The sequence below is a fragment of the Pandoraea pneumonica genome, from assembly GCF_902459645.1.
Lineage (GTDB): Bacteria > Pseudomonadota > Gammaproteobacteria > Burkholderiales > Burkholderiaceae > Pandoraea > Pandoraea pneumonica.
Map to the genome: position 1 here is coordinate 183,182 of NZ_CABPSK010000003.1, position 24,058 is coordinate 207,239.

23 protein-coding genes are annotated in these 24,058 nt (G+C 62.1%); 9 read left to right on the plus strand and 14 right to left on the minus strand.

What is annotated here, in order from left to right; genetic code table 11:
* The first annotated feature begins 139 nt into the window (after positions 1-139).
* Entirely contained in the window at positions 140-1,513 is a 1,374-nt protein-coding gene (locus tag PPN31114_RS16275; RefSeq protein ID WP_174988140.1) for an efflux transporter outer membrane subunit, read from the plus strand.
* Positions 1,514-1,564: 51 nt separating this feature from the next.
* On the opposite strand, the gene PPN31114_RS16280 is transcribed toward PPN31114_RS16275, so the two are convergent.
* Positions 1,565-2,101 (minus strand): phospholipase D family nuclease, encoded by a 537-nt coding sequence (locus tag PPN31114_RS16280; RefSeq protein ID WP_150680576.1) that lies wholly within the window; start codon positions 2,099-2,101, stop codon positions 1,565-1,567.
* On the minus strand, positions 2,098-3,159 hold the full coding sequence (locus tag PPN31114_RS16285) for a Rossmann-fold NAD(P)-binding domain-containing protein (protein ID WP_150680577.1): 1,062 nt from the start codon (positions 3,157-3,159) through the stop codon (positions 2,098-2,100). The genes PPN31114_RS16280 and PPN31114_RS16285 overlap by 4 nt, the downstream gene beginning before the upstream one ends.
* A gap of 15 nt (positions 3,160-3,174) precedes the next feature.
* On the opposite strand from PPN31114_RS16285, the gene PPN31114_RS16290 reads away from it, so the two are divergent.
* The 4 genes from PPN31114_RS16290 (at position 3,175) to PPN31114_RS16305 (ending at position 6,788) form a co-directional block, all read left to right on the plus strand.
* The gene (locus PPN31114_RS16290) at positions 3,175-4,209 is read left to right on the plus strand and encodes a CDP-6-deoxy-delta-3,4-glucoseen reductase (RefSeq protein ID WP_150680578.1); all 1,035 of its coding nucleotides are present in this window, start codon (positions 3,175-3,177) and stop codon (positions 4,207-4,209) included.
* 299 nt (positions 4,210-4,508) lie between these two features.
* A complete protein-coding gene (locus PPN31114_RS16295; protein ID WP_150680579.1) occupies positions 4,509-5,777 on the plus strand; it encodes an acetylornithine transaminase in 1,269 nt (422 codons plus the stop codon).
* A 43-nt stretch (positions 5,778-5,820) separates the two neighbouring features.
* Complete coding sequence (locus PPN31114_RS16300) at positions 5,821-6,318, plus strand: GNAT family N-acetyltransferase (protein WP_150680580.1); 498 nt, start codon at positions 5,821-5,823, stop codon at positions 6,316-6,318.
* Positions 6,315-6,788, plus strand: a complete 474-nt coding sequence (locus PPN31114_RS16305) for a GNAT family acetyltransferase (protein WP_150680581.1) — start codon at positions 6,315-6,317, stop codon at positions 6,786-6,788. Before PPN31114_RS16300 ends, PPN31114_RS16305 begins: the two co-directional genes overlap by 4 nt.
* A gap of 108 nt (positions 6,789-6,896) precedes the next feature.
* On the opposite strand, the gene PPN31114_RS16310 is transcribed toward PPN31114_RS16305, so the two are convergent.
* The 7 genes from PPN31114_RS16310 to PPN31114_RS16340 form a co-directional block, all read right to left on the minus strand.
* Positions 6,897-7,613: an ABC transporter ATP-binding protein gene (locus tag PPN31114_RS16310; RefSeq protein ID WP_150680582.1), complete on the minus strand. Its 717-nt coding sequence runs from the start codon at positions 7,611-7,613 to the stop codon at positions 6,897-6,899.
* Positions 7,613-8,386, minus strand: a complete 774-nt coding sequence (locus PPN31114_RS16315) for an ABC transporter ATP-binding protein (RefSeq protein ID WP_150680583.1) — start codon at positions 8,384-8,386, stop codon at positions 7,613-7,615. The genes PPN31114_RS16310 and PPN31114_RS16315 overlap by 1 nt, the downstream gene beginning before the upstream one ends.
* A gap of 21 nt (positions 8,387-8,407) precedes the next feature.
* Entirely contained in the window at positions 8,408-9,544 is a 1,137-nt protein-coding gene (locus PPN31114_RS16320; protein ID WP_246182602.1) for an ABC transporter permease subunit, read from the minus strand.
* A 16-nt stretch (positions 9,545-9,560) separates the two neighbouring features.
* The gene (locus tag PPN31114_RS16325) at positions 9,561-10,511 is read right to left on the minus strand and encodes a branched-chain amino acid ABC transporter permease (protein WP_058375780.1); all 951 of its coding nucleotides are present in this window, start codon (positions 10,509-10,511) and stop codon (positions 9,561-9,563) included.
* Positions 10,512-10,724: 213 nt separating this feature from the next.
* A complete protein-coding gene (locus PPN31114_RS16330) occupies positions 10,725-11,933 on the minus strand; it encodes a branched-chain amino acid ABC transporter substrate-binding protein (protein ID WP_150680584.1) in 1,209 nt (402 codons plus the stop codon).
* 767 nt (positions 11,934-12,700) lie between these two features.
* Positions 12,701-13,672, minus strand: coding sequence for a 4-hydroxy-3-methylbut-2-enyl diphosphate reductase (gene ispH, locus PPN31114_RS16335; protein ID WP_150680585.1), 972 nt, complete (start codon positions 13,670-13,672; stop codon positions 12,701-12,703).
* A gap of 8 nt (positions 13,673-13,680) precedes the next feature.
* Positions 13,681-14,136, minus strand: coding sequence for an FKBP-type peptidyl-prolyl cis-trans isomerase (locus PPN31114_RS16340; RefSeq protein WP_150680586.1), 456 nt, complete (start codon positions 14,134-14,136; stop codon positions 13,681-13,683).
* 162 nt (positions 14,137-14,298) lie between these two features.
* Here PPN31114_RS16340 and radC point away from each other — a divergent pair, with 162 nt between their 5' ends.
* The 4 genes from radC (at position 14,299) to nadB (ending at position 17,453) form a co-directional block, all read left to right on the plus strand.
* Complete coding sequence (gene radC, locus PPN31114_RS16345; RefSeq protein ID WP_150680587.1) at positions 14,299-14,976, plus strand: RadC family protein; 678 nt, start codon at positions 14,299-14,301, stop codon at positions 14,974-14,976.
* Between the two features lie 215 nt (positions 14,977-15,191).
* Positions 15,192-15,425 (plus strand): 50S ribosomal protein L28, encoded by a 234-nt coding sequence (gene rpmB, locus PPN31114_RS16350; protein ID WP_023594592.1) that lies wholly within the window; start codon positions 15,192-15,194, stop codon positions 15,423-15,425.
* Between the two features lie 16 nt (positions 15,426-15,441).
* Positions 15,442-15,609 (plus strand): 50S ribosomal protein L33, encoded by a 168-nt coding sequence (rpmG, locus tag PPN31114_RS16355; RefSeq protein ID WP_010807102.1) that lies wholly within the window; start codon positions 15,442-15,444, stop codon positions 15,607-15,609.
* A gap of 242 nt (positions 15,610-15,851) precedes the next feature.
* A complete protein-coding gene (gene nadB / locus PPN31114_RS16360; RefSeq protein ID WP_150680588.1) occupies positions 15,852-17,453 on the plus strand; it encodes an L-aspartate oxidase in 1,602 nt (533 codons plus the stop codon).
* Between the two features lie 149 nt (positions 17,454-17,602).
* On the opposite strand, the gene nadC is transcribed toward nadB, so the two are convergent.
* The 5 genes from nadC to PPN31114_RS16385 all read right to left on the minus strand — a co-directional run bounded on the left by nadC (position 17,603) and on the right by PPN31114_RS16385 (position 24,044).
* On the minus strand, positions 17,603-18,505 hold the full coding sequence (gene nadC / locus PPN31114_RS16365) for a carboxylating nicotinate-nucleotide diphosphorylase (protein WP_174988144.1): 903 nt from the start codon (positions 18,503-18,505) through the stop codon (positions 17,603-17,605).
* The gene (gene nadA / locus PPN31114_RS16370; protein ID WP_150680589.1) at positions 18,505-19,638 is read right to left on the minus strand and encodes a quinolinate synthase NadA; all 1,134 of its coding nucleotides are present in this window, start codon (positions 19,636-19,638) and stop codon (positions 18,505-18,507) included. Before nadA ends, nadC begins: the two co-directional genes overlap by 1 nt.
* A 90-nt stretch (positions 19,639-19,728) precedes the next feature.
* Entirely contained in the window at positions 19,729-20,925 is a 1,197-nt protein-coding gene (locus PPN31114_RS16375; RefSeq protein WP_150680590.1) for a DesA family fatty acid desaturase, read from the minus strand.
* A gap of 302 nt (positions 20,926-21,227) precedes the next feature.
* The gene (locus tag PPN31114_RS16380; RefSeq protein ID WP_150680591.1) at positions 21,228-22,640 is read right to left on the minus strand and encodes a mechanosensitive ion channel family protein; all 1,413 of its coding nucleotides are present in this window, start codon (positions 22,638-22,640) and stop codon (positions 21,228-21,230) included.
* Between the two features lie 39 nt (positions 22,641-22,679).
* Positions 22,680-24,044, minus strand: a complete 1,365-nt coding sequence (locus PPN31114_RS16385; RefSeq protein ID WP_150681098.1) for an RsmB/NOP family class I SAM-dependent RNA methyltransferase — start codon at positions 24,042-24,044, stop codon at positions 22,680-22,682.
* Between the last annotated feature and the right edge of the window lie 14 nt (positions 24,045-24,058).

Consider the following 24,058-nt stretch of genomic DNA (forward strand, 5'->3'; position numbering starts at 1 on the left):
GGGTCTTTTTGCTGATTCGATGACCCGCCCATTGCCCCGCCTTCCGATGTCTTTGCCGTCGCTGTCTGCTCGATCTGTCTCGCGCGCTTTTCCGCGACTTTTTCCGCGCTATTTCTCGTTCTCCGTGCTGAGCGCCGCGATGCTGCTCGCCGGATGCGGCCTCACGCGCACCGATTACGAACGCCCGGCCCTGCCGGTGCCCGCCCAATACCGTACGCCGATCGACGCGCCCAGCCACGTCGTCGCGACTGATGAGACCGCAGCTATCGATCCATGGTGGCGAGGTTTTGCCGAACCCGGCCTCGATGCGCTGGTCACGCGCGCACTGGCAGGTAACCCGGGGCTCGCGCTCAAGTCGCTGCAAGCGGACCGCGACGCGCTTCAGGCGGGCCTCACCGGCGCGAACCGCTGGCCGCAATTCTCCGCTTCGATCGCGGGCGCAAAGTCGCGCGCACTCGATGGCCGCAACACGGTCATCGCCCCAAACGGACAGACGAGCTCCGGCACGAATGCGAGCATCAGCTACGAGGTCGACCTGTGGAACAAGCTGGCCGCACAACGCGACGCGGCGCAGTGGCAAGCGGCGGCCAGCGCGTGGGATCGCCGCGCCGCGGCGCTCACGTTGTCGAGCGATGTCGCGTCGTTGTACTGGCGGCTTGCGTATCTGAACGACAACGTGCGCAGCGCGAAGGAGGACTTGGCGTCCGCCGAAAAGATCGTGGCGCTGGTCGACGCGCGCCGTCGTGCCGGTGCCGTGTCGGCGCTTGACCCCGTACAGGCACAGCAGGATCGCGACGCTGTTGCGGGCGCGCTGGCCGACTGGGAGCGTCTGCGCGACATCGCCCGGCATGCGTTAGCCAATGCCCTTGGCGAGCCAGCACAAACGCGCTTCGCCGAGCGCGAAACGCTGGCCGACGCCACGCTCCCCGAGGTCGCGCCCGGCCTGCCTGCGGAGTTGCTGGCTCGCCGCCCGGATCTCGCTGCGGCTGAAACCCGTATGCGCGCACGATTGGCTGACGTCGATGCAGCGCGTTTGTCGTTCTATCCATCGCTCACGCTCACCGGATCGACGAGCACGACCAGCGATTCGCTGTCGCGGTTGCTCGCGAATCCGGTCGGCACGCTTGCCGCGACGATTGCCATGCCGTTCCTGCAAGTGCAGACGGCGCGATTCACCACAGCGCTCGCTCGCAACGATTTCGAACAGTCGGGTGTGGCGTTTCGCAGCACGCTGCTCACCGCGTTAAAGGAAGTCGAGGATGCGCTCGCAACGCGCGAACGCACGTCCGTGCAATACGAAGCGCTGGCGCGCGCGGCCACACTGGCGCAGCGGGCCGCCGCGTTGTCCGGAGCGCGTTACCGTGCGGGCGATATCGACGTGCAGTCATGGCTCGATACGCAACGGCTTGCGCGTCAGGCACGCCGCAATGCCGCGCAGTCGCGCCTCGATCAGATCGACGCGACGCTCACGCTCATCAAGGCGTTAGGCGGATCGACGAATGGCGATGTGTGATGTTGATCGTCGCTCGGTCGCGCGAATGTCTGCATGAGGTCTGCGCGAACGTCAGCGTGCCGGGTAAGGCTCGCCGAGATCCCAACGAGATTGCCAGTGCTCGACGTACTGCCGCGCAATCTCGGGGGCATTGCGAATCACGACCACGTTCTCGGAGTTGGTCGTCTCAGCCGACTTCGCGAAATTGAACGAGCCGGTTTCCACCGTTTCGCCGTCGACGATGATCGTCTTGTCGTGATGGATATTGAAGTGGTCGTTAGTGCGCAACGCTACGCCGTGGCTCGTCACGAAATCCATCGCCGCCCGGCTCGTTTTGCCGGTGTTGCGTCGCTTGTCGATCACGACGCGCACGTCCACACCGCGCTTTTTCGCATCGACCAGCGCCTGCATGATATCGGGCGCCTGAAACGAGTACGCGAGCATTTGAATGCTGTGCTTTGCGCTGGCAATGGTCTCCAACACCAGCGTTCGGGCCGAGCCTTCCGGGGAAAAACCCGCCTGAATGGTGGGTTCGGCGTGCGCCAGCGAAGACGACAGCGGCGCGACGCTCAGCAACACCGCCAGCGCGAAGGTTCGAAGGGTTTTCATTTCGTCAGTGTCGCCAATAGCGCCGCCACGTCCGGATACTTCAGCCGGTAGCCAAGTTCGCGCTTGAGCCGGGTATTGTCCAGGCGCCGCGACTCCGACATGAACGAGAGCAGCGTCGGCGGAAGTTCTCGCTCAGCGACTTCGCGCGAGATTCGGGCCGGGCGTGTCATGCCCAGCGCATCGGCCACGCGGTCGAAATATTCGCCCATGCGCCACTCGGTATCGTCGCTCGCGTGCACGACGCGTTGCGGCTTGCCGCGCCACATCGCCCGGATCAGAATCGCCGCCAGATCATCGGCGTGGATATGGTTCGTGTACACGTCGTCCGATTCGCGCAATGCCGGAGTGCCGCGCTCCAGCCGGGCCGTCGGCAACCGGTCAGCCGCGTAGATCCCGGGAATGCGCACGATCGACGCGCGCCAGCGCACGCGCAAATGCTCCGCCTGCCGCCATCTCGGGCGCGCACCCGCTACGCTCGAACCGCTCGCTGGCGAAATCGTTCGCGCGGGCCCGGCCAGCCAATCGCGCCGGGCATTGCGCGCGTGTTTCGACGGCCGTCCCAACGCGCGCAAGGTGCGCTCGGCGTCCACACGCCGCTGCCCGCGCGGTGAACGTGCGCGCGGCGTGCGAGTCTCATCGACCAGCGCACCGCCACAATCGCCGTACACCCCGCTGGTGCTGGCGTAGACCAGGATGCGGCGCGCGGGGCCCAGGCCCCCCTCGGGTACAATATTGGCCTTCGACGGGTGCAAAAGGGCGGCCCTCAGACGGCGCGTACGAAGGTCGCGCGTGCCACTACCGGCCACCCCGTCGGGCGGCGCCAGATGCAACACGCGCGGGGCCAGATGGGCGATACGCGCAAGGCTCGCACGGTCATCGAGATTGGCCGCAACGGGCACGGCGCCCGCGGCCCGTAACGCCGCATGACGCGCGTCGCTGGACGTCACGGCATAGACGCGAAAGCGTTTGACCAGTGTCGGCAGCGCACGCATGCCGACATCGCCGCAGCCCACGACAAGCAGGCGCGGGCGACCAAGGGATTTGGACGGATTTTTCATTTTTCGGATTGTAGTATGGCTTACAACGTTTCCCTCGTGCCGAGCGGGCGCGAGTTCCAGGTGGAAGACGGCGAGGCATTGCTCTCGGCCGCGCTGCGTCAGGGCATCGGCCTGCCTTACGGCTGCAAGAACGGCGGCTGCGGGTCATGCAAGGCAAAGCTCGTCGAGGGCACCGTCGAACACGGCGCACACTCGGCCTCGGCGCTCACCAAGGACGAAGAAACGCGCGGCTTCGCGCTACTGTGCTGCGCACACGCCAAGAGCGATGTGGTCATCGAGAGCCGTGAAGTCAAAGGTATCGGCGACATTCCGGTCAAACGCCTGCCCTGCCGCGTGAACGCGCTCACGCGCCTGGCCGACGACGTGATCGTCATGCGCTTGCAACTGCCCGCCAACGAACGCTTCCAGTATCTGGCCGGCCAATACATCGAGTTCATCCTGAAAGACGGCCGCCGACGCAGCTATTCGATGGCCACCGCGCCGCACGAAGAAGGCTTCATCGATCTGCATCTGCGTCATATGCCCGGCGGCGTGTTCACCGATCACGTCTTCAACACGATGAAAGAGCGCGAAATTCTGCGCTTCGAAGGCCCGCTCGGCACGTTCTTCTTGCGTGACGATTCGGAGAAGCCCATCGTGCTGCTCGCCTCGGGCACCGGCTTCGCGCCGATCAAGGCCATCGTCGAACATGCCGTGCACAAGGGACTGAACCGTCCGATGACGCTTTATTGGGGCGCACGGCAATTGAAGGACATCTACATGCGCGATCTGGCCGAGCAATGGGCGCGCGAGATTCCGAATTTCACTTTCGTGCCGGTGCTCTCGGAAGCTGCGCCGGAAGACCAGTGGTCGGGCCGCACGGGCTTCGTGCACCGCGCCGTGGTCGAGGATCTGCCGGATCTGTCGGGCTACGAGGTGTACGCGTGCGGTGCGCCAGTGATGGTCGAATCGGCCCGCCGCGACTTCATTGCGCACCACCAGTTGCCGGAAGACGCGTTCTTCGCCGACGCCTTCACCACCGAGGCCGACGACCCGGGGGCCGCGACCTGATCGACGGGGGAATGCTTCGGACTCGCCGGACATGTCGCCAAGGCGCGACAGATGCAGATGTGAGACAAGTTCACGCATTCCCTTTGACAAGCGCCGCATCATCGACTTATTCTTGCCGACATGAACCTGATTGCCATCGCCTCGATCCGACGTCGCCGTACGCTGCCCCTCCCGGGATGCCGCGCGGCGCGCTATGGACTGCGATAACAAGCGAGTTCTCAAGCACAGCAAAGCCACGGGCAAACCCCGTGGCTTTTTTTATTCCTCGTCTCTTTACCTTTCGCCCTTCGGAGACCGTTATGTCGCTTGCTTCCCAATCTGCCGCCTCGTCATCGTCAACCGCCTCGAGCGCTAAAACTTCCGCCGACGCGAAGTTCGCCGAGTTCGCCACGCACGCCCTGTTGCCGATCACGTCGCGCCCGGATCTCGTATTCACCCACGGCAAAGGTGCCTGGCTGTACGACCACGACGGCAAGCGATATCTCGACTTCATCCAAGGCTGGGCCGTCAACAGCCTGGGCCACTGCCACCCGGTGATGCGCGACGCGCTCGCCACGCAATCCTCGCAGTTGCTCAACCCGAGCCCGGCGTACTACAACCTGCCGATGATCGAGTTGGCGGACCTGCTCGCACGCCTGTCGGGGCTCGGCAAGGTGTTCTTCGCGAACAGCGGCGCAGAAGCCAACGAGAGCGCCATCAAGCTCGCCCGCAAGTGGGGACAACTGCACCCGAACCCGGCAGGCGGCGCGCGCTTCGAGATCATCACGTTCAAGAACGGCTTCCACGGTCGCACGCTCGCCACGATGTCGGCCAGCGGCAAGCCGGGCTGGGACACCATCTTCGCGCCGCAAGTGCCGGGGTTCCCGAAGGCCGATTTGAACGATATCGCGTCAGTCGAAGCGCTGATCGGCCCCGATACGGTCGCCGTGATGCTGGAGCCGATTCAGGGCGAAGCCGGTGTGGTGCCCGCGACCGACGCCTTCCTCAAGGAACTGCGCGCACTGACCAAGGCGCGCGGCCTGCTGCTGATCGTGGACGAAGTGCAAACCGGCTGCGGGCGTACCGGCACGCTGTTCTCGCATCAACAAGCCGGTATCACGCCCGACATCATGACGCTCGGAAAAGGCATCGGCGGCGGTGTGCCGCTCGCCGCCATGCTCTGCGGCGACGAGTTCGCCGTGTTCCAGCCGGGCGATCAGGGCGGCACGTACAACGGCAACCCGCTCATGTGCGCGGTTGGCCTCGCCGTGATGCGCACCGTCAGCGCTCCGGGCTTCCTCGAATTCGTGCGCGCGCAGGCCGATTACCTGAGCGCCGGGCTGGAACACCTGTCGTCGCGCTACGGCGGTCAGGGCGAGCGCGGTGCCGGGCTGCTGCGCGCCTTGCTGCTCGGCCGCGATATCGGCCCGCAGCTGGTGGAAGCGGCGCGCGACATGGGGCCGGACGGTCTGCTGCTTAACTCGGCACGCCCGAACCTGCTGCGCTTCATGCCCGCGCTCAACGTGAGCCGCGACGAAATCGATCAGATGCTCTCGATGCTCGATTCGCTGCTCGCCAAGCACGCTTGATAACGCCGTCCCCGTTCAAGATTCCAAAGAGGAGATCACAACGATGAACGACATGAGCCAGGCGCACGCGACGCCACCGGCCGACGCCATCGTCGAAATTTCGTACGATCCGGCCCGACTCGATATCGGCTTCATCCACAACGCGCTCTCGACGCAGACGCACTGGGCAAAAGACATTCCGCGCGACACACTCATGCGCGCAATCTCGAACTCGCTTTGCTTCGGCGCTTACGCTACCCATGTCGAAGGCGGACCGGTGCAGCAAGTCGGCTTCGCGCGCGTGATTACCGACCGCGCCACGTTCGCGTATCTGGCCGACGTGTTCGTCGATCCATCGATGCGTGGCCTGGGCATCGGTAAGCGCTTGTGCGAGAACGTGCTCGCGCATCCGGCATTGCAGAACCTGCGGCGCTTTCTGCTGGCGACGACCGATGCGGCGAGTCTGTACGCGCGCTATGGGTTCGAACCGCTGGGTGCCGTGAACAAGATGATGCAGATTCACCGGCCCGACATTTACACCGGCGAGGGGGCGGCCTCATGATCTCGCTGGCTTCCGACGTTCATATCCGCACTTTCGACGACGCCGATACCGATGGCGTGCTCGCGCTCTGGCGCGAAGCGTTCCCCGAGTACAACCGCGCCGACAAGCCGCACCGCGAGCCGCGCCGCTCGATCGCCAACAAAGTAGCGATGCAAGATGGCCTGTTCTTCGTCGCCGTGCGCGATCGCAAAGTCGTGGGCACGGTGATGGCTGGCTACGACGGGCATCGCGGCTGGGTGTACTCGCTGGCGGTGGCGACTGCGCTGCGCCGACGCGGGGTGGCCAGCGCACTGCTACGCCATGCGGAAACGGCACTCACCGAGCGCGGCTGTCTGAAGCTGAATTTGCAGGTGCTCACGCAATCGCGCGAAGCCCTCGCGTTCTATGCGGCGCACGGCTACGCGGCCGACGATGTGGTGAGTATGGGGAAGCGGTTGCCGCTGGCATCGGGCGCGCGCGTCACGATGTAAGCCGCTGGATACGGCATGGCGCGCGATGCACGTGCGCCGCCGTGGCAATGAAAAAAGCGCGCTGGAGTCGCCTCCAGCGCGCTTTCGTTTTTCAGCCAAGCCGACGGCTTATTCCCCCAGATACGCGGCGCGCACCTTCGGGTCGTCGAGCATGTCTTTGGCGTTACCGGTCATGGTGACGAGCCCGCTGTCCATCACATAGCCGCGGTGGGCGGCCTGCAATGCCAAACGTGCGTTCTGTTCCACGAGCAGTACCGTCACGCCCTCGCCAGAGACCGTGCGCACCACCTCGAAGATCTTGTCGACCATGATCGGCGAGAGGCCCATCGACGGCTCATCAAGCAACAGCAGTTTGGGCTGGCTCATCAGTGCACGCGCCATGGCGAGCATCTGCTGCTCACCACCGGACAGCGTGCCAGCGAGCTGGTCCTTGCGCTCCTTCAACCGCGGGAAGATGCCGAACATCTTGTCGACGTCGTTCTTGATCCCGGTCGTGTCGTTGCGTAGATACGCCCCCATCTGCATGTTCTCGAGGATGGTCATGCGCGTGAAGATGCCACGGCCTTCCGGCACCATCGCCAGCCCCTGCTTGAGCAGATCGAACGCTTTCACGCCGCGAATCGACTTGCCCAGATACTCGATGTCGCCATCGGCCCACGGCAACAGGCCTGTGATGGCCTTCATCGTGGTCGTCTTGCCTGCCCCGTTCGCGCCGATAAGCGTGACCAGTTCGCCCGGCTGGATACTCAAGTCGATGCCCTTGACCGCCTTGATCCCGCCGTACGCGACTTTCAGGCCCTTGATCGTCAACATTGCTGCGCTCATCAATGGCCTCCTGCACCGAGATACGCTTCAATCACCGCCGGATTTTTCTGCACATCCTGCGGCAAACCTTCGGCAATGACCTTGCCGTAATCGAGCACCGTCATGCGGTTGCACAAGCCCATCACCAGTTTCACGTCGTGCTCGATGAGCAGGATGGTCTTGCCGTCGCTGCGAATCTTGTCGAGCAAGCCGCGCAACTCGACCTTTTCGGTCGCGTTCATGCCGGCGGCAGGCTCGTCGAGCGCGAGCAGCTTCGGGTCGGTGGCCAACGCGCGGGCAATCTCCAGACGGCGCTGGTGGCCGTACGAGAGATTGGCGGCCGTGTAGTTGGCGTACTTCGCCACGCCCACGTATTCGAGCAGTTCCATCGCGCGATCGCGGATGGCGCGTTCTTCGGCCTTCGCGCCCGGATACCGGACGATGGCGCCGATCACGCCCATCTTCGTGCGCACGTGGCGCCCCACCATCACGTTCTCGACCACGGTCATGCCGCCGAACAGGCGAATGTTCTGGAACGTACGGGCAATGCCCGCGCGCGCCACTTCATGCACGGCGGTCGGCTTGTAAGTCGTGCCGTCGAGCGTGAATTCGCCCGAATCAGGCGTGTAGAGCCCGGTGATGACGTTAAAGAAAGTGGTCTTGCCTGCACCGTTCGGGCCGATCAGCCCGTAAATTTGCCCCGGCTTGATTTCCAGACCCACATCGGTGAGGGCCTGAAGACCGCCGAAGCGTTTGTTCACGCCCTTCACGGACAGAAGAATTTGTTCGCTCATAGTCAGTTCGTCTCCCTCGGCTTACAGAGTCCGCTCTTCCGGACGCGGCGACGGCCACAGGCCGGCCGGACGGTACAGCATGATCAAGATCATGGCCAGACCGTACAGCAGTTGCCGGATCACCTCGGGATCGACGATGACGCTGCCGAACAACTTCATTTGCAACGGGCCCATGGTCGAGCGCAAGACCTCGGGGAACGCCGAGAGCAGCACACCGCCCAGAATCACGCCCGGAATGTGCCCCATACCGCCGAGCACCACCATCGAGAGCACGACGATCGACTCCCAGAAGGTGAACGACTCGGGCGAGACGAAGCCCTGGAACGCCGAGAACATGCCGCCCGCCACACCGCCGAACGACGCGCCCATGGCAAACGCCAGCAGCTTGATGTTGCGCGTGTTGATACCCATCGCCTTGGCCGCGATTTCGTCTTCACGAATGGCCACCCACGCTCGCCCGATGCGCGAGTGCTGCAATCGCACGCAGATGAACGCGATGACTAGCGCAAGGAACACGAACAGGTAGTAGTACATGTACACCGAGCTGACCTGCATCCCGAAGAAGTTGTGCGCCTTCGAAAAATCGAAGCCGAACAGCGACGCGGGCTGGATGCCGGTGATGCCCTTCGGGCCGTTGGTGATGTTCACCGGACGGTCGAGGTTGTTCATGAAAATACGGATGATTTCGCCGAAACCCAGCGTCACGATCGCCAGGTAGTCGCCGCGCAGACGCAGTGTCGGCGCGCCCAGCAAAATGCCGAATATCGCCGCTACCGCCGCCCCGATCGGGATGGTGAACCACACGGGAACGTGTAGCCCGCCCGGGAACATATGCCCGATCCACTCGAATTGCGTAGTCAGGTGCGGTGAGCTGAGAAACGCGGTGACGTACGCGCCCACGGCATAGAACGCGATGTAGCCCAAGTCGAGCAGGCCAGCGAAGCCCACCACGATGTTCAGGCCCAGCGCGAGCATGATGTAGAGCAGCGCGAAGTCGAGCACGCGCACCCAGTAGTTGCCGCCAGCGTAGCCGACGAGCACCGGGGCGAAGATCGCCGCGAGAAGGAAGAATGCGAGGCCGCGATAGGCCTTGCGCGTGGCGGCGGCCGCCGAAATTTGCGTGGCCGGGCCGGCGGAGCTTTGCACAGGTTGATTCATTGTGTGGACTCCCCGCTTATGCACGATCTGCCACGCGTTCGCCCAGCAAGCCGGACGGACGGAACACCAGCACCACGATCAGAACGACGAAAGCGAACACGTCCTGATAGTTGCTGCCGAAAACACCCCCGGTGAGGTCACCGATATACCCCGCGCCCAGTGCCTCGATCAGGCCGAGCAGCACGCCGCCAACCATGGCGCCTTGCAGGTTACCGATGCCCCCGAGCACGGCGGCGGTGAACGCCTTCATGCCGGGAATGAAACCCATGTAGAAGTGAGCGTTACCGTAGTTCGACGCCATCATCACGCCCGCCAGTGCGGCCAGTCCGCCGCCCAGCGCAAAGGTCGCCGAGATCACGAAGTTGGGGTTCACGCCCATGAGACCCGCCACGTTGCGGTTCTCTGCCGTCGCACGCATGGCGCGGCCGAGCTTGGTGCGGTTCACGAGCTGCGTGAGGCCGAACATCACGAGGAACGCGACCACGACGATCACGATGCCGGTGCCGTTGGTCACAGCGCCCGGATGGTTGCCGCGCTCAGGGATGACCGTCATGGCGTCGGTGGGCAGCAGCTGCGGGAACGACAGCGGGTTACGCGACCAGATCAGCATGGCGATCGTCTGCAACAGCAGCGACACGCCGATGGCGGTGATCAGCGGCGCGAGTCGCGGCGCATTGCGCAGCGGCCGATACGCGACCCGTTCGATCACGAAGTTGGTCAACGCACACACGGGCACACACACCGCAGTGGCGATGGCCAGCATCAGCACCGGATTCATGTTCGGTGCAATTTTCATCAGTAAGTTGATGGTGGACAGCGCGACCATCGCGCCGATCATCATCACGTCGGCGTGGGCAAAATTGATGATGCCCAAAATGCCGTAGACCATGGTGTAGCCCAGCGCAATGATCGCGTACACGCTACCAAGCACGAGGCCGTTCAAGATTTGTTGGATAAAAATATCCATGAAGCTAACTCCTTGATCCCCGAAAACGGGCTCCCAGCGCGCTTCACCGATAGGCGTCGCAGGGGGGCTGAGAGAACTGCGGGTGTTGAGGCTAATCCTGGTTCAGGAGGGGGGGCCGTGCCCGTCATGCAGGCACGGCGTCGTTCCGCAGATGAAGAAACGGCACCGAAAGGGTAGGCAACGGTGCCGTTTCATGGCGCTAGCGCCCGGGAGTTACATCTTCACCACGTCAAGCACGCTCTTCTTCTTGTTCTGGTAGTTGTAGAGCGTAATCACCGGTTCCTTCATGTCGCCCTTGCTGTCGAAGGCGATGTGGCCAATGACACCCTTGTAGTCGGTGGCCGGCATGGCTGCCAGGATCTTGGCCGGATCGGTCGAGTTGGCACGCTTCATCGCATCGACGATCACGTTGACTGCATCGTACGTGAACGGGGCGTAGATCTGGATCGGCTGGTTGAAGCGCGCTTCATAACGCTTGGAGAAGTCGTCGCCGCCTTCCATCTTCGACAGGGCCATACCCGCTTCCGAGCAGACGATGTTGTCGATGGCGTCGCCAGCAAGTTCGGCCACCTTGTCGGTACACACGCCGTCACCGGCCAGCACCTTGGCACCGATACCCAGTTCCTTCGACTGCTTGGCGAACGGGCCGCCGGTAGCATCCATACCGCCGTACATGATGATGTCCGGACGCTCACCCTTGATCTTGGTGAGAATGGCGCGGAAGTCCGTCGCCTTGTCGTTGGTCGCGTCGTGCGAGAGCACCTTCAGGCCGTTGGCCTTGGCGGTCTTCTCGAACTCGTCGGCCAAGCCCTTACCGTAGGCGGTCGCGTCGTCGACGATGGCCACGGACTTGGCGCCCAGCGTCTTGGTTGCGTAGTTGGCCAGTGCCGGACCCTGCTGGGCATCGGTCGCCACCACACGGTAGGCCGTCTTGAAGCCCTGTTGGGTGTAAGCCGGGTTGGTCGCCGACGGGGAGATCTGCACGATGCCCGCATCGCTATAGATCTTCGAGGCCGGAATCGTCGTGCCCGAGTTCAAGTGGCCCACCACTGCGACGACTTTCTCGTCGACCAGTTTCTGTGCAACTTGCGTAGCGGTTTTCGGGTCGGCCGCATCGTCTTCAGCCACCAGTTCCAGCTTGACCGGCTTGCCGTCGATGGTCAGACCGGCTTTATTGGCTTCCTCAACGGCGAGGCGTGCACCATTTTCGTTATCTTTGCCCAAGTGAGCAATTTGGCCCGTCAATGGTGCAACGTGACCAATCTTGATAACAACCGCATCGCCGCCCCCGCTGGCGGCTGTCGTCGCGGCAGGTGCAGAAGCGGCACCCGAATCGGCCTGCTTTTCTTCCTTCTGACCGCATGCCGCCAACAGCGTCACTGCGGCGACTACGGGCAGTACCTTCGCGAACTTGAGTTGCATGTGATTATCTCCTGATTGTCGGCGATTTAATAAAACGCCAATAACGCCAATTCAATGTTTCGTATGCGAAACGCGCGCATTGTAACTCCATTCTTTGCGGCTGCGATGCCCGCCGCCACAGGGTTTTCCATAATGGAGGCCTAAGGTTTATACCGACTTGTGCAACCCTATTTTTTCAAAAGTGCAACCCCGCATTCGATCTAGGTTTTACACACCCGGGCGAATCCGCTCAGGCGGCTCCATGGTGCATGCGATGCACCAAATATGGGATCCATCACCATAGTTACTAATAAAGCAAATAGCGTGCCCAATCGAATTGGAGCTAATACTCTAATTAAGGAAGTGTATAAATAATTGGATAATTGAAAAACGAATGGCGTTATTCGACTTCAATTCATTAAGTGTTGAATTGACGAAATGACAGCCATGGTTTTAATGGCCGATACGGTAAATTGCGCGAAAACGACACTGCGGTAATTCCGCAAAAACGTACGCAGAATTGCGTAGTGACCGCGTGAGGTTTTCGTGGGAATGGCGCGCGTCGGTTGACGGCTTTCAAGGGTAGGAGAAAGCGCGTCCAGCGCGCTTTCATTAAGTGTTGCAGCGGGCGAATGCGGCTGCGCAGAGGCCCGTGCTCGGATGAGTTTGGACGAGCGGGCAGCAAAAAGCCGGGGTGCGCTAGATGCGACACCCCGGCTTTTTGCGGTCTGCCGACCACCGAGTTACGGTGGGCGACGAGACTTGATGCTAACTAATACGGCTTGAGCTTACTCGGTGATCGGCGTCAGGCCCTTGGGCAGCGGGAACGCAATGTTCTCTTCCACCCCTTCGAGCACCTTGACCTGATTCACGCCCAGTTCGCGCAGACGCGAGACGATCGACTGTGCCAGCACTTCCGGAGCCGAGGCCCCTGCCGTCACGCCAATACGGCGCTTGCCGTCGAACCACTCGGGCTTGAGCTGTGCCGGCGAGTCCACCATATAGGCAGGCACGCCCATCTTCTCGGCGACTTCGCGCAGACGGTTCGAATTGGAGCTGTTCGGGCTGCCCACCACGACGACGACGTCGCACTGCGGCGCCATGAACTTCACGGCATCTTGGCGATTTTGCGTCGCGTAGCAAATATCTTGCTTCTTCGGCTCGGTGATCAGCGGGAAACGCTTCTTGAGCGCATTGATCACTTCGGCGGCGTCATCGACCGAGAGGGTCGTCTGCGTCACGAAGGCGAGCTTCGATTCGTCAGCGACTTGCAAGGCGAGTACGTCTTCGATGGTCTCGACGAGGAACATGCCCTCGCCCGACTGGCCCATGGTGCCCTCGACTTCCGGGTGTCCCTTGTGACCGATCATGATGATCTCGAGGCCTTGGCCGCGCATCTTCGCCACTTCGACGTGCACCTTCGTCACGAGCGGACAGGTGGCGTCGAAGATGCGCAGACCGCGCTCCTGCGCTTCGGCGCGCACGGCTTGCGACACGCCGTGAGCGCTGAAGATCAACGTATTGCCCGAAGGCACGTCGGTCAGCTCTTCGACGAAAATGGCGCCTTTCTTGCGCAGATTTTCGACGACATAGGCGTTATGGACGATCTCGTGACGCACGTAGATCGGGGCCCCGAACATGGACAGCGCGCGCTCGACGATCTCGATTGCACGGTCGACGCCCGCGCAAAAACCGCGCGGCTGGGCCAGCAGAATTTCCGCGTCCGACAGGGTCGGCGCTACGACTTGGGTGGCGCTCATTTCGATTCCTACAGAATGCCGATAATCTGGACTTCGAACACAATCGGCTGTCCAGCCAACGGGTGGTTGAAGTCGAACAATGCCCAGCCGTCACCCAACTCGCGCAGGATGCCCGCATAGCGGCCGCCGCTCGGCGCGTTGAATTCGACCAGATCGCCCACGGTATATTCTTCGCCGAAATTGCTGTTCTCTTGCAGCGTCTTCATCGACACGCGTTGCAGCAGTTCGGGGTTGCGCGGGCCAAAGGCCTGCTCCGGGGCAAGTTCAATACTACGGCGTTCCCCCACATTCATGCCCAGCAGCGCCTGTTCCAGCGTCGGCGCCATCTGGCCGCCGCCGAGTTGCAGCGTGGCCGGCGTACCTTCGAAAGTGTTGACGATATCCGCGCCATCGGGAGCGGCAATCCGGTAGTGCAAGGTCAGATAGGAATCGTCTTGAACCACGGGGGGTGCGACAGAATTCATGGGGGTCTCACAGCAAGGTCAAGCTAATATTGTAAATGACGACGCGTTGCGCGTCCGGCTCCCCCTTCGCCCAGTCCGGAATTTTTCCTCCGGTCACTGCTTTTCCCTTATGTGACATCGCTGCGATTCATGCGCGCGGCGGTGCCTGCGCCTGGAGTCGTCATGTCTATCGCCCAATGGCCCCTCGCCGAGCGGCCCCGCGAAAAAATGCTTGCCCGTGGGGCCAGCGCCCTCTCCGATGCCGAATTACTCGCTATCTTCCTGCGCACCGGCTCGCGCGGGCGGAACGCCGTCGATCTCGGCCGCGAATTACTGATGCGCAGCGGCGACTCGCTGACCCGCCTGCTGGCCACACCGTTCGGCACGCTGCGCCAAATTCCCGGCCTCGGTCAGGCTAAATTCGTGCAGTTTCAAGCCGCGCTAGAAGTGGCTCGGCGCATGCTCGGCGAGCGAATGGAGGCGGGTAACGTCCTCGACTCGCCCGCACGGCTACGCGACTACCTTCGCCTAACTCTGAATGACGACTCGCGAGAGCGCTTCGTCTGCTTATTTCTCGATGCCGCCCACCGGCTGGTGAGCGCACGCATCATGTTTGAAGGCACCCTCACGCAAACGTGTGCCTATCCACGTGAAATCGTACGGGCGGCCCTCGAAGTCAATGCCGCGGTGGTGATCGTTGCGCACAACCACCCGTCGGGGATCGCACTGCCAAGCCCGGCAGACGTGACGCTCACGCGCTTGCTCGGCGACGCGCTGGCCTTGCTGGAGATACGTTTGCTCGACCATTACATCGTCGCCGGCGACAGCGTTTACTCGCTCGCCGAACAGGGCGAGTTGTGATCTGCACAACAATTTAGCAAGCAATTCGCGTTCACGGGCCGGTTTGCGCTATAATCCGTCCCTTCCCGAATCTCCGACAGGCGCTTCCCACCATGGGCTCGCGTCCTACATCGCCTAAAGCGATTGATTTGTCTGGGATTTTTGTGGTATCATCGCGGTCTGTCTTTTCGACTCACCACTTTTTTTTACACAGAATTCTGGGTTAGGAGTGCTTCATGGCACGCGTATGTCAAGTGACCGGGAAAGCGCCGATGGTCGGCAACAACGTTTCCCACGCCAACAACAAAACCAAGCGCCGTTTTCTCCCGAACTTGCAAAATCGCCGGTTCTGGGTTGAGAGCGAAAACCGTTGGGTGCGCCTGCGTATCTCGAACGCTGGCCTGCGCCTGATCGACAAGAACGGTATCGACTCCGTTCTCGCCGACCTGCGTTCGCGCAACGCCATCTAAGTTTTAGGAGCTCATCATGGCAAAAGGCGCTCGCGACAAGATCAAGCTGGAATCGACCGCTGGCACGGGTCATTTCTACACGACCACCAAGAACAAGCGTACCCATCCGGAAAAGATGGAAATCAGCAAGTTCGATCCGGTGGCTCGTAAGCACGTGCCGTACAAGGAAACCAAGATCAAATAAGATCAACAGGTTTTCTCGCAGCAGTTCGCTGCTGCGTTCGATACCCCGCCTCTGGCGGGGTTTTTCATTTGGGCGTCCCGAAATTCAAATAGCTACGCGTTGCGTAGTCGCACTCTCGTCGATATCACCGTCGTGCGCATAGGGTCATGTGCCACGCGCGTATCGACTCGCTATACTGGCTCACTTCCTATCATGCGAATCACGTCACCAAGATGGCGTCGATTGCGGAGACAGCCCGTATCATGAATTTCGACGTCGTCATTGTCGGCAGTGGCCTTGCCGGCCAATCCGTCGCCCTGCATCTGGCCGACACCTGCCGGGTCGCATTGGTCGCCAAACGCCCCATGCCCGAAGGCGCAAGCGACTGGGCCCAAGGTGGCATCGCCGCCGTACTCGACTCGGCCGATAGCGTCGACGAGCACGTGGCCGACACCCTCATCGCCGGCGCCGGACTGTGCGACGAGGCGGCGACTCGCTTTATCGTCGAACATAGCCGCGAGGCTATCGAGTGGCTGATCGGACAAGGCGTCCCGTTTACCCGTGATGAAGGCGCCGAACTCGGCTTCCACCTCACCCGTGAAGGCGGTCATAGCCATCGCCGCATCATCCATGCCGCCGATGCCACCGGGCACGCGGTCATCAGCACGCTCACCGAGCGCGTGCGGAAGCATCCCAACATCACCCTGTTTGAAAATCACTTCGCCGTCGATCTGATTACGTCGGACCGTGCGGACTCTGCGCCCACCGCCGGACGCCATTGCCAAGGTCTTTATGTGCAGGATCTGGCCACGGGCGAAGTCCACGCGATGACGGCACGCCATACGGTGCTGGCCACAGGCGGTGCCGGGAAGGTTTATCTCTACACGACGAATCCCGACACAGCCACGGGCGACGGCATCGCGATGGCGTGGCGCGCCGGTTGCCGGATTGCGAACATGGAGTTCATCCAGTTCCATCCGACCTGCCTCTACCACCCGTATGCCAAATCGTTTCTGATTACCGAGGCCGTGCGCGGCGAAGGCGGCCGGCTGGTGTTGCCCGACGGCACCCGCTTCATGCCGCAGCACGACCCGCGCGCCGAGTTGGCGCCGCGCGACATCGTGGCCCGCGCCATCGATTTCGAGATGAAAAAGCACGGGCTCGATTGCGTCTATCTGGATATCAGCCACCAGAGTCCCGAATTCTTGCAAGAACACTTCCCGACGATTCTGGCGCGCTGCGCCGAGCTCGGCATCGACATCACAAAACAACCCATCCCCGTGGTGCCCGCCGCGCATTACACCTGTGGCGGCGTGGTCACGGACATGAATGGCCGTACCGATTTGCCGGGACTTTATGCCGTTGGCGAAGCCACGTACACCGGACTGCATGGCGCCAACCGGCTCGCGAGCAACTCGCTGCTCGAATGCATCGTGCTGGGTAAAGCGGCCGCGGAAGATATTCAGCGAGATGAAGCGTCGTCGAACGCGGTCCGCGACGTGCCCGCATGGGACGAAAGCCGGGTTTCCGATGCCGACGAAGAAGTCGTGGTCGCCCACAATTGGGATGAGTTGCGTCGGATGATGTGGAATTACGTGGGTATTGTGCGCACGACCAAGCGCTTGGAGCGTGCACAGCATCGCATCGCTTTGCTCCGCGAGGAAATCGCCGAGTACTACGCGAATTTCCGCGTTAGCCGCGACTTGCTCGAATTGCGCAATCTGGTCGACGTGGCGTCGTTGATCGTCGACAGCGCACTGTCGCGCCACGAAAGCCGTGGTCTGCACTTCTCGCGCGACTTCCCCGACACGCTGCCGAAGGCGTTGCCGACAGTGCTCTCACCGGTGCTGCCGCGCAAACGCTGACGCATTCGGCACGTCGCATCGCCATCACCGTCACGTCGGACAGCACAAAAGCAAACACCCCGAACGCCGGCTCGATAGCCGATGTTCGGGGTGTTTTTTAAGCGCATGCGAGGCACCGACACACGTGCGCCACAGCCGCCTCGGGCTTTTTAGCCAACCGTCTCGAGAATACGCATCGAGAAATCTGTCGCGCGCACGTCCTTGGTGAGTGCGCCGATGGAAATGCGGTCGACGCCCGTCTCTGCGATGGCCCGCACCGTTTCCAAATTGATGCCGCCCGATGCCTCCAGCACCGCGCGACCATCGGTCACACGCGCTGCTTCGCGCATCATCTCCAGCGAGAAGTTATCCAGCAGGATCGACTTGGCACCGCACTCCAGCGCCGTCTCAAGCTCTTCGAGCGATTCCACTTCAATCTGCACCGACGCGCCATCGGCCAGCCGATCGGCATTCGCAAGCACCTGACGAATGCCGCCCGCCGCTGCGATGTGGTTTTCCTTGATCAGAATGCCGTCATAGAGCGCGAGACGTTGATTGGTCCCACCGCCGACAAGCACGGCAAACTTTTGCGCGAGACGCAGCCCCGGCATTGTCTTACGGGTGTCGAGCACACGCGCCTTAGTGCCTTCGACGACATCCGCGTAGCGACGCACCGCGGTTGCCACACCAGAGAGCAATTGAAGGAAGTTCATCGACGTGCGTTCGCCCGTGAGCAACGCGCGCGCCGGACCGTAGATGTCGCATACCGGCGAATCAGGTGTCATGCGATCGCCTTCGCGGTAATGCCATTGCACGCGAACGGACGCATCGATATTGCGCATGCTGGCTTCAAACCACTTCACGCCACACAGCACAGCAGCTTCACGCACGATGATGCGCGCATGCGCCATCTCGTCGGCGGGCACTAGCAGGCCCGTCAAGTCGCCAGCACCGATGTCTTCGGCCAACGCGTCGCGCACATTGCGAACGAGGGCGGCTTCAAGGGGTTCGCCGAACGCGGCGAAATCGGGGGACAGCGCCTCGGCGGTGCTGAGCGTTACGGATTGCGTCATTATGCTGGGCCTACACCAGAAAACAGCGCGCCGTCGCGCGCGAAATCGCCACTGGCACGCACGCTCTGCTTGCGCGCTTCGGCGAACGACAACATGCGGTCGATACACGTATGGGCACGCTGCCCGATTTCCGCGTCGACATGAATTTCGTTGTGCCCCTTCTCCAGCACGTCGGCCAGATTTTGCAGGCTGTTCATCGCCATCCACGGACAATGCGCGCAGCTCTTGCACGTCGCGCTGTTACCCGCCGTCGGTGCTTCGATGAAACGCTTACCCGGCGCGGCCGCACGCATTTTATGCAGAATGCCGTTGTCGGTCGCCACGATGAATTCGGTCGCATCCATCGTCTGCGCCGCCGCGATCATTTGCGACGTCGAGCCAACCACGTCGGCCAATTCGACCACTGCCGCCGGCGACTCCGGATGCACGAGCACCTTCGCGTTCGGATGCTCACGACGCAGCACTTCGAGCTCGGTCGCCTTGAATTCGTCGTGCACCAGGCACGCGCCCTGCCACAACAGCATGTCGGCGCCCGTCTGCTTTTGCACGTAGCTGCCGAGGTGGCGATCCGGTGCCCACAGAATCTTCTTACCCTGCGCATGCAGATGCGCCACGATTTCCAGACCGATCGACGACGTCACCATCCAATCGGCACGGGCCTTCACCGCAGCACTCGTATTCGCGTAGACCACGACGGTCCGATCGGGATACGCATCGCAAAACGCGGCGAATTCGTCCGCCGGACAGCCCAGATCCAGCGAACAGGTCGCGTCGAGATCCGGCATCAGAATGCGTTTTTCGGGGCTGAGAATTTTCGACGTCTCGCCCATGAAGCGCACACCGGCCACGACAAGGGTCTTCGCCGAATGATTGCGGCCAAAGCGCGCCATTTCGAGCGAATCGGCCACGCAGCCGCCGGTCTCTTCAGCGAGATCCTGCAAATCGGAATCGACGTAGTAATGGGCCACCAGCACGGCATCTTGCTCGACGAGCAAGCGCTTGATACGCGCCTTGAGTGCTGCGCGTTCTTCCTGCGACGGCGCATCCGGGACGCGCGCCCAGGCTTGGGCCACGCACATGGCGCCGCTCGGTGCGGGGCGCTCGAATTCTACGGATTTAAGTGAGGCATTCATTTTCGCTGGGTCTGTGGGGACCGGAATGACAAAACCCCGCCGTAGCGGGGTTTCGATTATGCGACAAAAACGAACTTCTGGCTGATGCGCTTACGCGTAGCGGCGCAGGCGCGTCGCGAATTCCTGCAAAGCGTGAATACCGCTCTGCTCGGCACGATGGCACCAGTTCTGCAATTGGCTCAGCAGTTGCTCGCGCGAAGCGTTCGAACGCTCCCAGATACCGGCCAGTTCGCTGCGCAGTTCGTAATACGTCTGCACCGACTTGCTGTGCGCGAAGATTTCGCCGAGTTGCTGCTTCTGCGGCTCTTGCAGCGACGCTTCGTCGTGATGCAGCCACTTACGGGCACCGCGCAACAACTGATATTCACCGACCTGACGCTTTTCCTTGAAACGCGCCAGCTCTTCACCGTACGCACGCTTGAACGTCTTGGCATAGCGCGCCATGACTTCGTAGCGATTGGAGAGCACGGCTTGCAACGTATCGTCGTCGCACGTCGCCTTGACCTTCGCGAGCTTCGGCGTCGGTGCGACCTTCTTCACCTTGGCCAGCCCCACGGCCGAGAGAATACGGATGTACATCCAGCCGATATCGAACTCGTACCACTTGTTCGACAGCTTGGCCGAGGTGGCATACGTGTGGTGGTTGTTGTGCAGTTCTTCGCCGCCGATGATGATGCCCCAGGGCAGCAGGTTCGTCGAAGCATCGGCGCAGTTGAAGTTGCGATAACCCCAGTAGTGGCCCAGACCGTTGACCACACCGGCAGCCCAGAACGGAATCCACACCATCTGCACGGCCCATACGGTCAGACCGATGGCACCGAACAGCGAGATGTTGATGATCATCATCATGCTGATGCCGAGAATCGGAAAACGCTTGTAAATGTTGTTTTCGATCCAGTCGTTCGGCGTGCCGTGGCTGAATTTACGCAGCGTTTCTTCGTTCTTCGCTTCGGCGCGATAGAGTTCGGCACCTTCGGCGAGCACCTTCCACAGGCCACGCGTTTGCGGGCTATGCGGATCTTCCGGCGTTTCGCACTTGGCGTGGTGCTTGCGGTGAATAGCGGCCCACTCGCTCGTGATCATGCCCGTGGTCATCCACAGCCAAAGACGGAAGAAATGGGCAACGATCGGATGCACGTCGAGCGCACGGTGCGCCTGGCAACGGTGCAGGTAGATCGTCACGGCCGCGATCGTCACGTGCGTGGCGATCAGCGTGTAGGCGGTGATCTCCCAGCCGCTCCAATTGAGCAGGCCGGTAGAAAGAAATCCAAGGAGACTGTCCAGCAAAATATCACTCCAAACTAATCAATACGGTGGCAATCGCAGCAAGGGTGCCGCGTCTTGTCTTGTCGGGCCATGCGGAGGGCCAGCCACCGCGTTCGGTCTCGTTCTTGCGCTCGCTTGACGCTTTGATTCGCAGGAACTCCGCAAGTTGCGTGAATTCCCGGGGCGAGTGAGCGCTAAACGTGCCAGTGAACGTCTGGTTTTTATGGTTTGCCGGGCATTTTACCTGACGGACTGTTCCCCGTGTGTAACGTCCCCGCCACGCATTTTGTCGCAGGTCAAGCCGCCGCCGTAGAAAAAATCGTCTACGGGGTGGGCTTCTTGCCCGGTTCAGCCTCTGTTTGCGCCGGTTCCGGGGTACCCGGGGGTAACGGAATCCGGCTCACGGCGTCCGCCAGGCCGCCCGAGGGCCCTGCTTCGGCCCAGTCGTTCAGAATCCGTATTTCGCGCTGTGCATACGGAATTTCAATACCATGCTCGCGAAATGTGCGCCAAATCCGCAAATTAATCTGCGAACGGATCGATCCGCTGCCTAATGCCGGATCTTGTACCCAAAACCCCATTTCGAGGTCCATTCCGTCAGCACCGAAGTTCAGCAGCAACGCCGAAGGGGGCGGATCGGTGAGCACGCGCGGAATGCCCTCGGCGGCCTTGAGCATGAGCGACATGGCCAGTTCGACGTCGGCGCTGTAGGCGACCTGCACGTTGACCTTAGCCCGCCCGCGCGTCTCGGTGAACGAGTGGTTCTGCACCACATCCGTGACGAGCTTTTCGTTCGGCACCAGGGCCTCGATGCCGTCGAGCCCACGCACGACCGTGTATCGCGTGTTGATTTGCGAAACCGTGCCGTGATACGGCGCCACGGTAATCAGGTCGCCCAGCCGCACCGAGCGGTCGAGCAGGATGATGAAACCCGACACGAGGTTCGACGCGATTTTCTGCAAGCCAAAGCCCAACCCGACACCGAGCGCACCGCCGAACACGCCAAGCACCGTGATGTCGATGCCCACGAACGAGAGCGTGGCCAGCACGGCGATCAGCGTCAGCACGCCTTTGACCAGCCGCGACATCACCACTTTCAGGTTGCCGTCGAGCGTGGTGGTGCGCATGATCCGGTCTTCGATCAGCGACCCGACCCACATCGCCAGCACCAGCGTCACACCGATCCAGAGAATGCCCGAGAGCATCGAGAGCAGCGTGAGATGGCTAGCCCCTACGGCGAAACGCACGCTGGCCAGCCAATTCAGGATGTCGTCGTGCACGCCGAGCACGTAGGCCAGCATCGACAGCCAGGCAAACGTGGTGAACACGCGCTCGAACACCTTCAACAGCCCGTAGGCATGCGGCGACGAGGCGAACAAGCGGCGCGCGAAGTAGAACGCCAGATAGATCAGCGCCGTGCCGAACAGCGGCACTTCTGCGAGCCGCAGCAGCGACACGCGCATGTACTCTTGCAGCACCACGCGCGTGAGCGCCACGCACATCCAGCCGAACATCGGGAAGAACGAGCGGCGCAGGCTGGACGAGCCCGCCCGACGCGCAGGCGCCACGCGCTCGAAGTGACGATCGAGGCGGCCGATCATCCAGCGCCGCAGCACGAACGCCACGCCAAGCGCCGCCACCAGCGCCACCACCTGCCAGATGATCTGCGGTTCGCCGAAGTCGCGTACGACATCGCGCACCAACTTCGCGAAAGCCGGACTTTCCTGCATCGCCATTTTTCTTTTTCCCTTCTTCGCTAACGCCCGCTGCCGAACTTACGCCGCCGGAGTTTCCGGCGTTTCCGTTGATTCGGACGATTCCGATGCTTCAGCCGCAACCTTGGGTGCCTTCGGCGCCTTGTCTGCCTTCTCGGCGGCACGGCGCTCGAACACGGCGGCGAAGAAACCATCCGTGGCGTGGCGGTTCGGCAGCAGTTCCAGATACTTACCGGTATCGAGCGCGATCTTCTGCGACGCGAGCAGTTCGTTGGCGGGCAGCAGCACAAAGTCGGGATGCGACGCCGCAAACGCCTCGGCAATGGCGCTGTTCTCTTCGTTGAGCAGACTGCACGTCGCGTAGACCAAACGGCCACCCGGCTTCACCAGCCGCGCGGCACTCGCCAGAATCGACGCTTGCTTTTGCGTGAGCTCCGCCACCGATTGCGGCGACTGGCGCCACTTCAGGTCCGGATTCCGGCGCAGCGTGCCCAAGCCGCTGCACGGCGCATCGACCAGCACGCGGTCGATCTTGCCCGCCAGGCGCTTGATCTTGCTGTCGTTCTCGCTATCGATCATCACGGGATGAACGTTCGACAACCCGCTGCGCGCCAGACGCGGCTTGAGTTTTGCGAGCCGCTTCTCCGACACGTCGAACGCATACAGACGCCCGGTCGAGCGCATCTGCGCGCCGATGGCGAGCGTCTTGCCGCCCGCCCCTGCGCAGAAGTCGACGATCATCTCGCCACGGCGCGGTGCGACCAATTGACACAGCAACTGGCTGCCTTCGTCCTGCACTTCGATGGTCCCAGCCACGAACAGCGCATGCTTTTGCAGAGCAGGCTTGCCCGCCAGACGAATACCGTTCGGTGCAAACGGCGTGGGTTCCGCCGAGAAGCCATCGGTGCGCAGTTGCGCCAGCACGTCGTCGCGGTTGCCCTTGATCAGGTTCACGCGGCAATCGAGCGGTGCCGGTTGGTTGAGCGCGGCGGCCAGCGGTTCGAGTTCTTCTGCGTCGAAACGCTTGGCCAGACGCTCGTAGAGCCAATCGGGCAAGTTGGTGCGCACACGCGTCGAAAGGCTCGCCGGGTCGATCTGACCCACGTGCTCGAGCCAAGTGACTTCATCAGGCGTGGCAACCAATTGCACCGACGCCAGCCCGCGCGTGAACGCCAGCCCCAGCAGCGCCAGACGGCGCTCCAGCGGGCCCGAGCCGCTACCGGCATGCTGCCCGAATTCGAGTTTGCGGCGCAGGATGGCGAAGACCGTCTCGGACAACACACCGCGCTCGCGGTGACCCAGCTTGGCGTTGGCGCGGAAATAGGTGCTCACCAGCGTGTCCGCCGGGCCGGTGAAGGTCAGCACGCTGCCGAGCAGCCGTTGGGTATGTTCGAAGAGCGCGGGCGACAGGTGCTCGCCGCGCATGCGGGCCGTCTCGG

What these genes read in the sequence shown, in the direction of transcription:
- PPN31114_RS16380 (WP_150680591.1), bottom strand. Translation starts at nt 22,640, where the DNA reads ATGGCGATGCAGGAAAGTCCGGCTTTCGCGAAGTTGGTGCGCGATGTC.
- rpmG (WP_010807102.1), top strand. Translation starts at nt 15,442, where the DNA reads ATGGCAAAAGGCGCTCGCGACAAGATCAAGCTGGAATCGACCGCTGGC.
- PPN31114_RS16275 (WP_174988140.1), top strand. Translation starts at nt 140, where the DNA reads ATGCTGCTCGCCGGATGCGGCCTCACGCGCACCGATTACGAACGCCCG.
- PPN31114_RS16320 (WP_246182602.1), bottom strand. Translation starts at nt 9,544, where the DNA reads ATGAATCAACCTGTGCAAAGCTCCGCCGGCCCGGCCACGCAAATTTCG.
- PPN31114_RS16315 (WP_150680583.1), bottom strand. Translation starts at nt 8,386, where the DNA reads ATGAGCGAACAAATTCTTCTGTCCGTGAAGGGCGTGAACAAACGCTTC.
- nadA (WP_150680589.1), bottom strand. Translation starts at nt 19,638, where the DNA reads ATGAATGCCTCACTTAAATCCGTAGAATTCGAGCGCCCCGCACCGAGC.
- rpmB (WP_023594592.1), top strand. Translation starts at nt 15,192, where the DNA reads ATGGCACGCGTATGTCAAGTGACCGGGAAAGCGCCGATGGTCGGCAAC.
- PPN31114_RS16310 (WP_150680582.1), bottom strand. Translation starts at nt 7,613, where the DNA reads ATGAGCGCAGCAATGTTGACGATCAAGGGCCTGAAAGTCGCGTACGGC.
- PPN31114_RS16295 (WP_150680579.1), top strand. Translation starts at nt 4,509, where the DNA reads ATGTCGCTTGCTTCCCAATCTGCCGCCTCGTCATCGTCAACCGCCTCG.
- PPN31114_RS16340 (WP_150680586.1), bottom strand. Translation starts at nt 14,136, where the DNA reads ATGAATTCTGTCGCACCCCCCGTGGTTCAAGACGATTCCTATCTGACC.
- ispH (WP_150680585.1), bottom strand. Translation starts at nt 13,672, where the DNA reads ATGAGCGCCACCCAAGTCGTAGCGCCGACCCTGTCGGACGCGGAAATT.
- PPN31114_RS16280 (WP_150680576.1), bottom strand. Translation starts at nt 2,101, where the DNA reads ATGAAAACCCTTCGAACCTTCGCGCTGGCGGTGTTGCTGAGCGTCGCG.
- PPN31114_RS16305 (WP_150680581.1), top strand. Translation starts at nt 6,315, where the DNA reads ATGATCTCGCTGGCTTCCGACGTTCATATCCGCACTTTCGACGACGCC.
- PPN31114_RS16330 (WP_150680584.1), bottom strand. Translation starts at nt 11,933, where the DNA reads ATGCAACTCAAGTTCGCGAAGGTACTGCCCGTAGTCGCCGCAGTGACG.
- PPN31114_RS16325 (WP_058375780.1), bottom strand. Translation starts at nt 10,511, where the DNA reads ATGGATATTTTTATCCAACAAATCTTGAACGGCCTCGTGCTTGGTAGC.
- PPN31114_RS16290 (WP_150680578.1), top strand. Translation starts at nt 3,175, where the DNA reads ATGGCTTACAACGTTTCCCTCGTGCCGAGCGGGCGCGAGTTCCAGGTG.
- nadC (WP_174988144.1), bottom strand. Translation starts at nt 18,505, where the DNA reads ATGACGCAATCCGTAACGCTCAGCACCGCCGAGGCGCTGTCCCCCGAT.
- PPN31114_RS16285 (WP_150680577.1), bottom strand. Translation starts at nt 3,159, where the DNA reads ATGAAAAATCCGTCCAAATCCCTTGGTCGCCCGCGCCTGCTTGTCGTG.
- nadB (WP_150680588.1), top strand. Translation starts at nt 15,852, where the DNA reads ATGAATTTCGACGTCGTCATTGTCGGCAGTGGCCTTGCCGGCCAATCC.
- PPN31114_RS16300 (WP_150680580.1), top strand. Translation starts at nt 5,821, where the DNA reads ATGAACGACATGAGCCAGGCGCACGCGACGCCACCGGCCGACGCCATC.
- PPN31114_RS16385 (WP_150681098.1), bottom strand. Translation starts at nt 24,044, where the DNA reads ATGCGCGGCGAGCACCTGTCGCCCGCGCTCTTCGAACATACCCAACGG.
- radC (WP_150680587.1), top strand. Translation starts at nt 14,299, where the DNA reads ATGTCTATCGCCCAATGGCCCCTCGCCGAGCGGCCCCGCGAAAAAATG.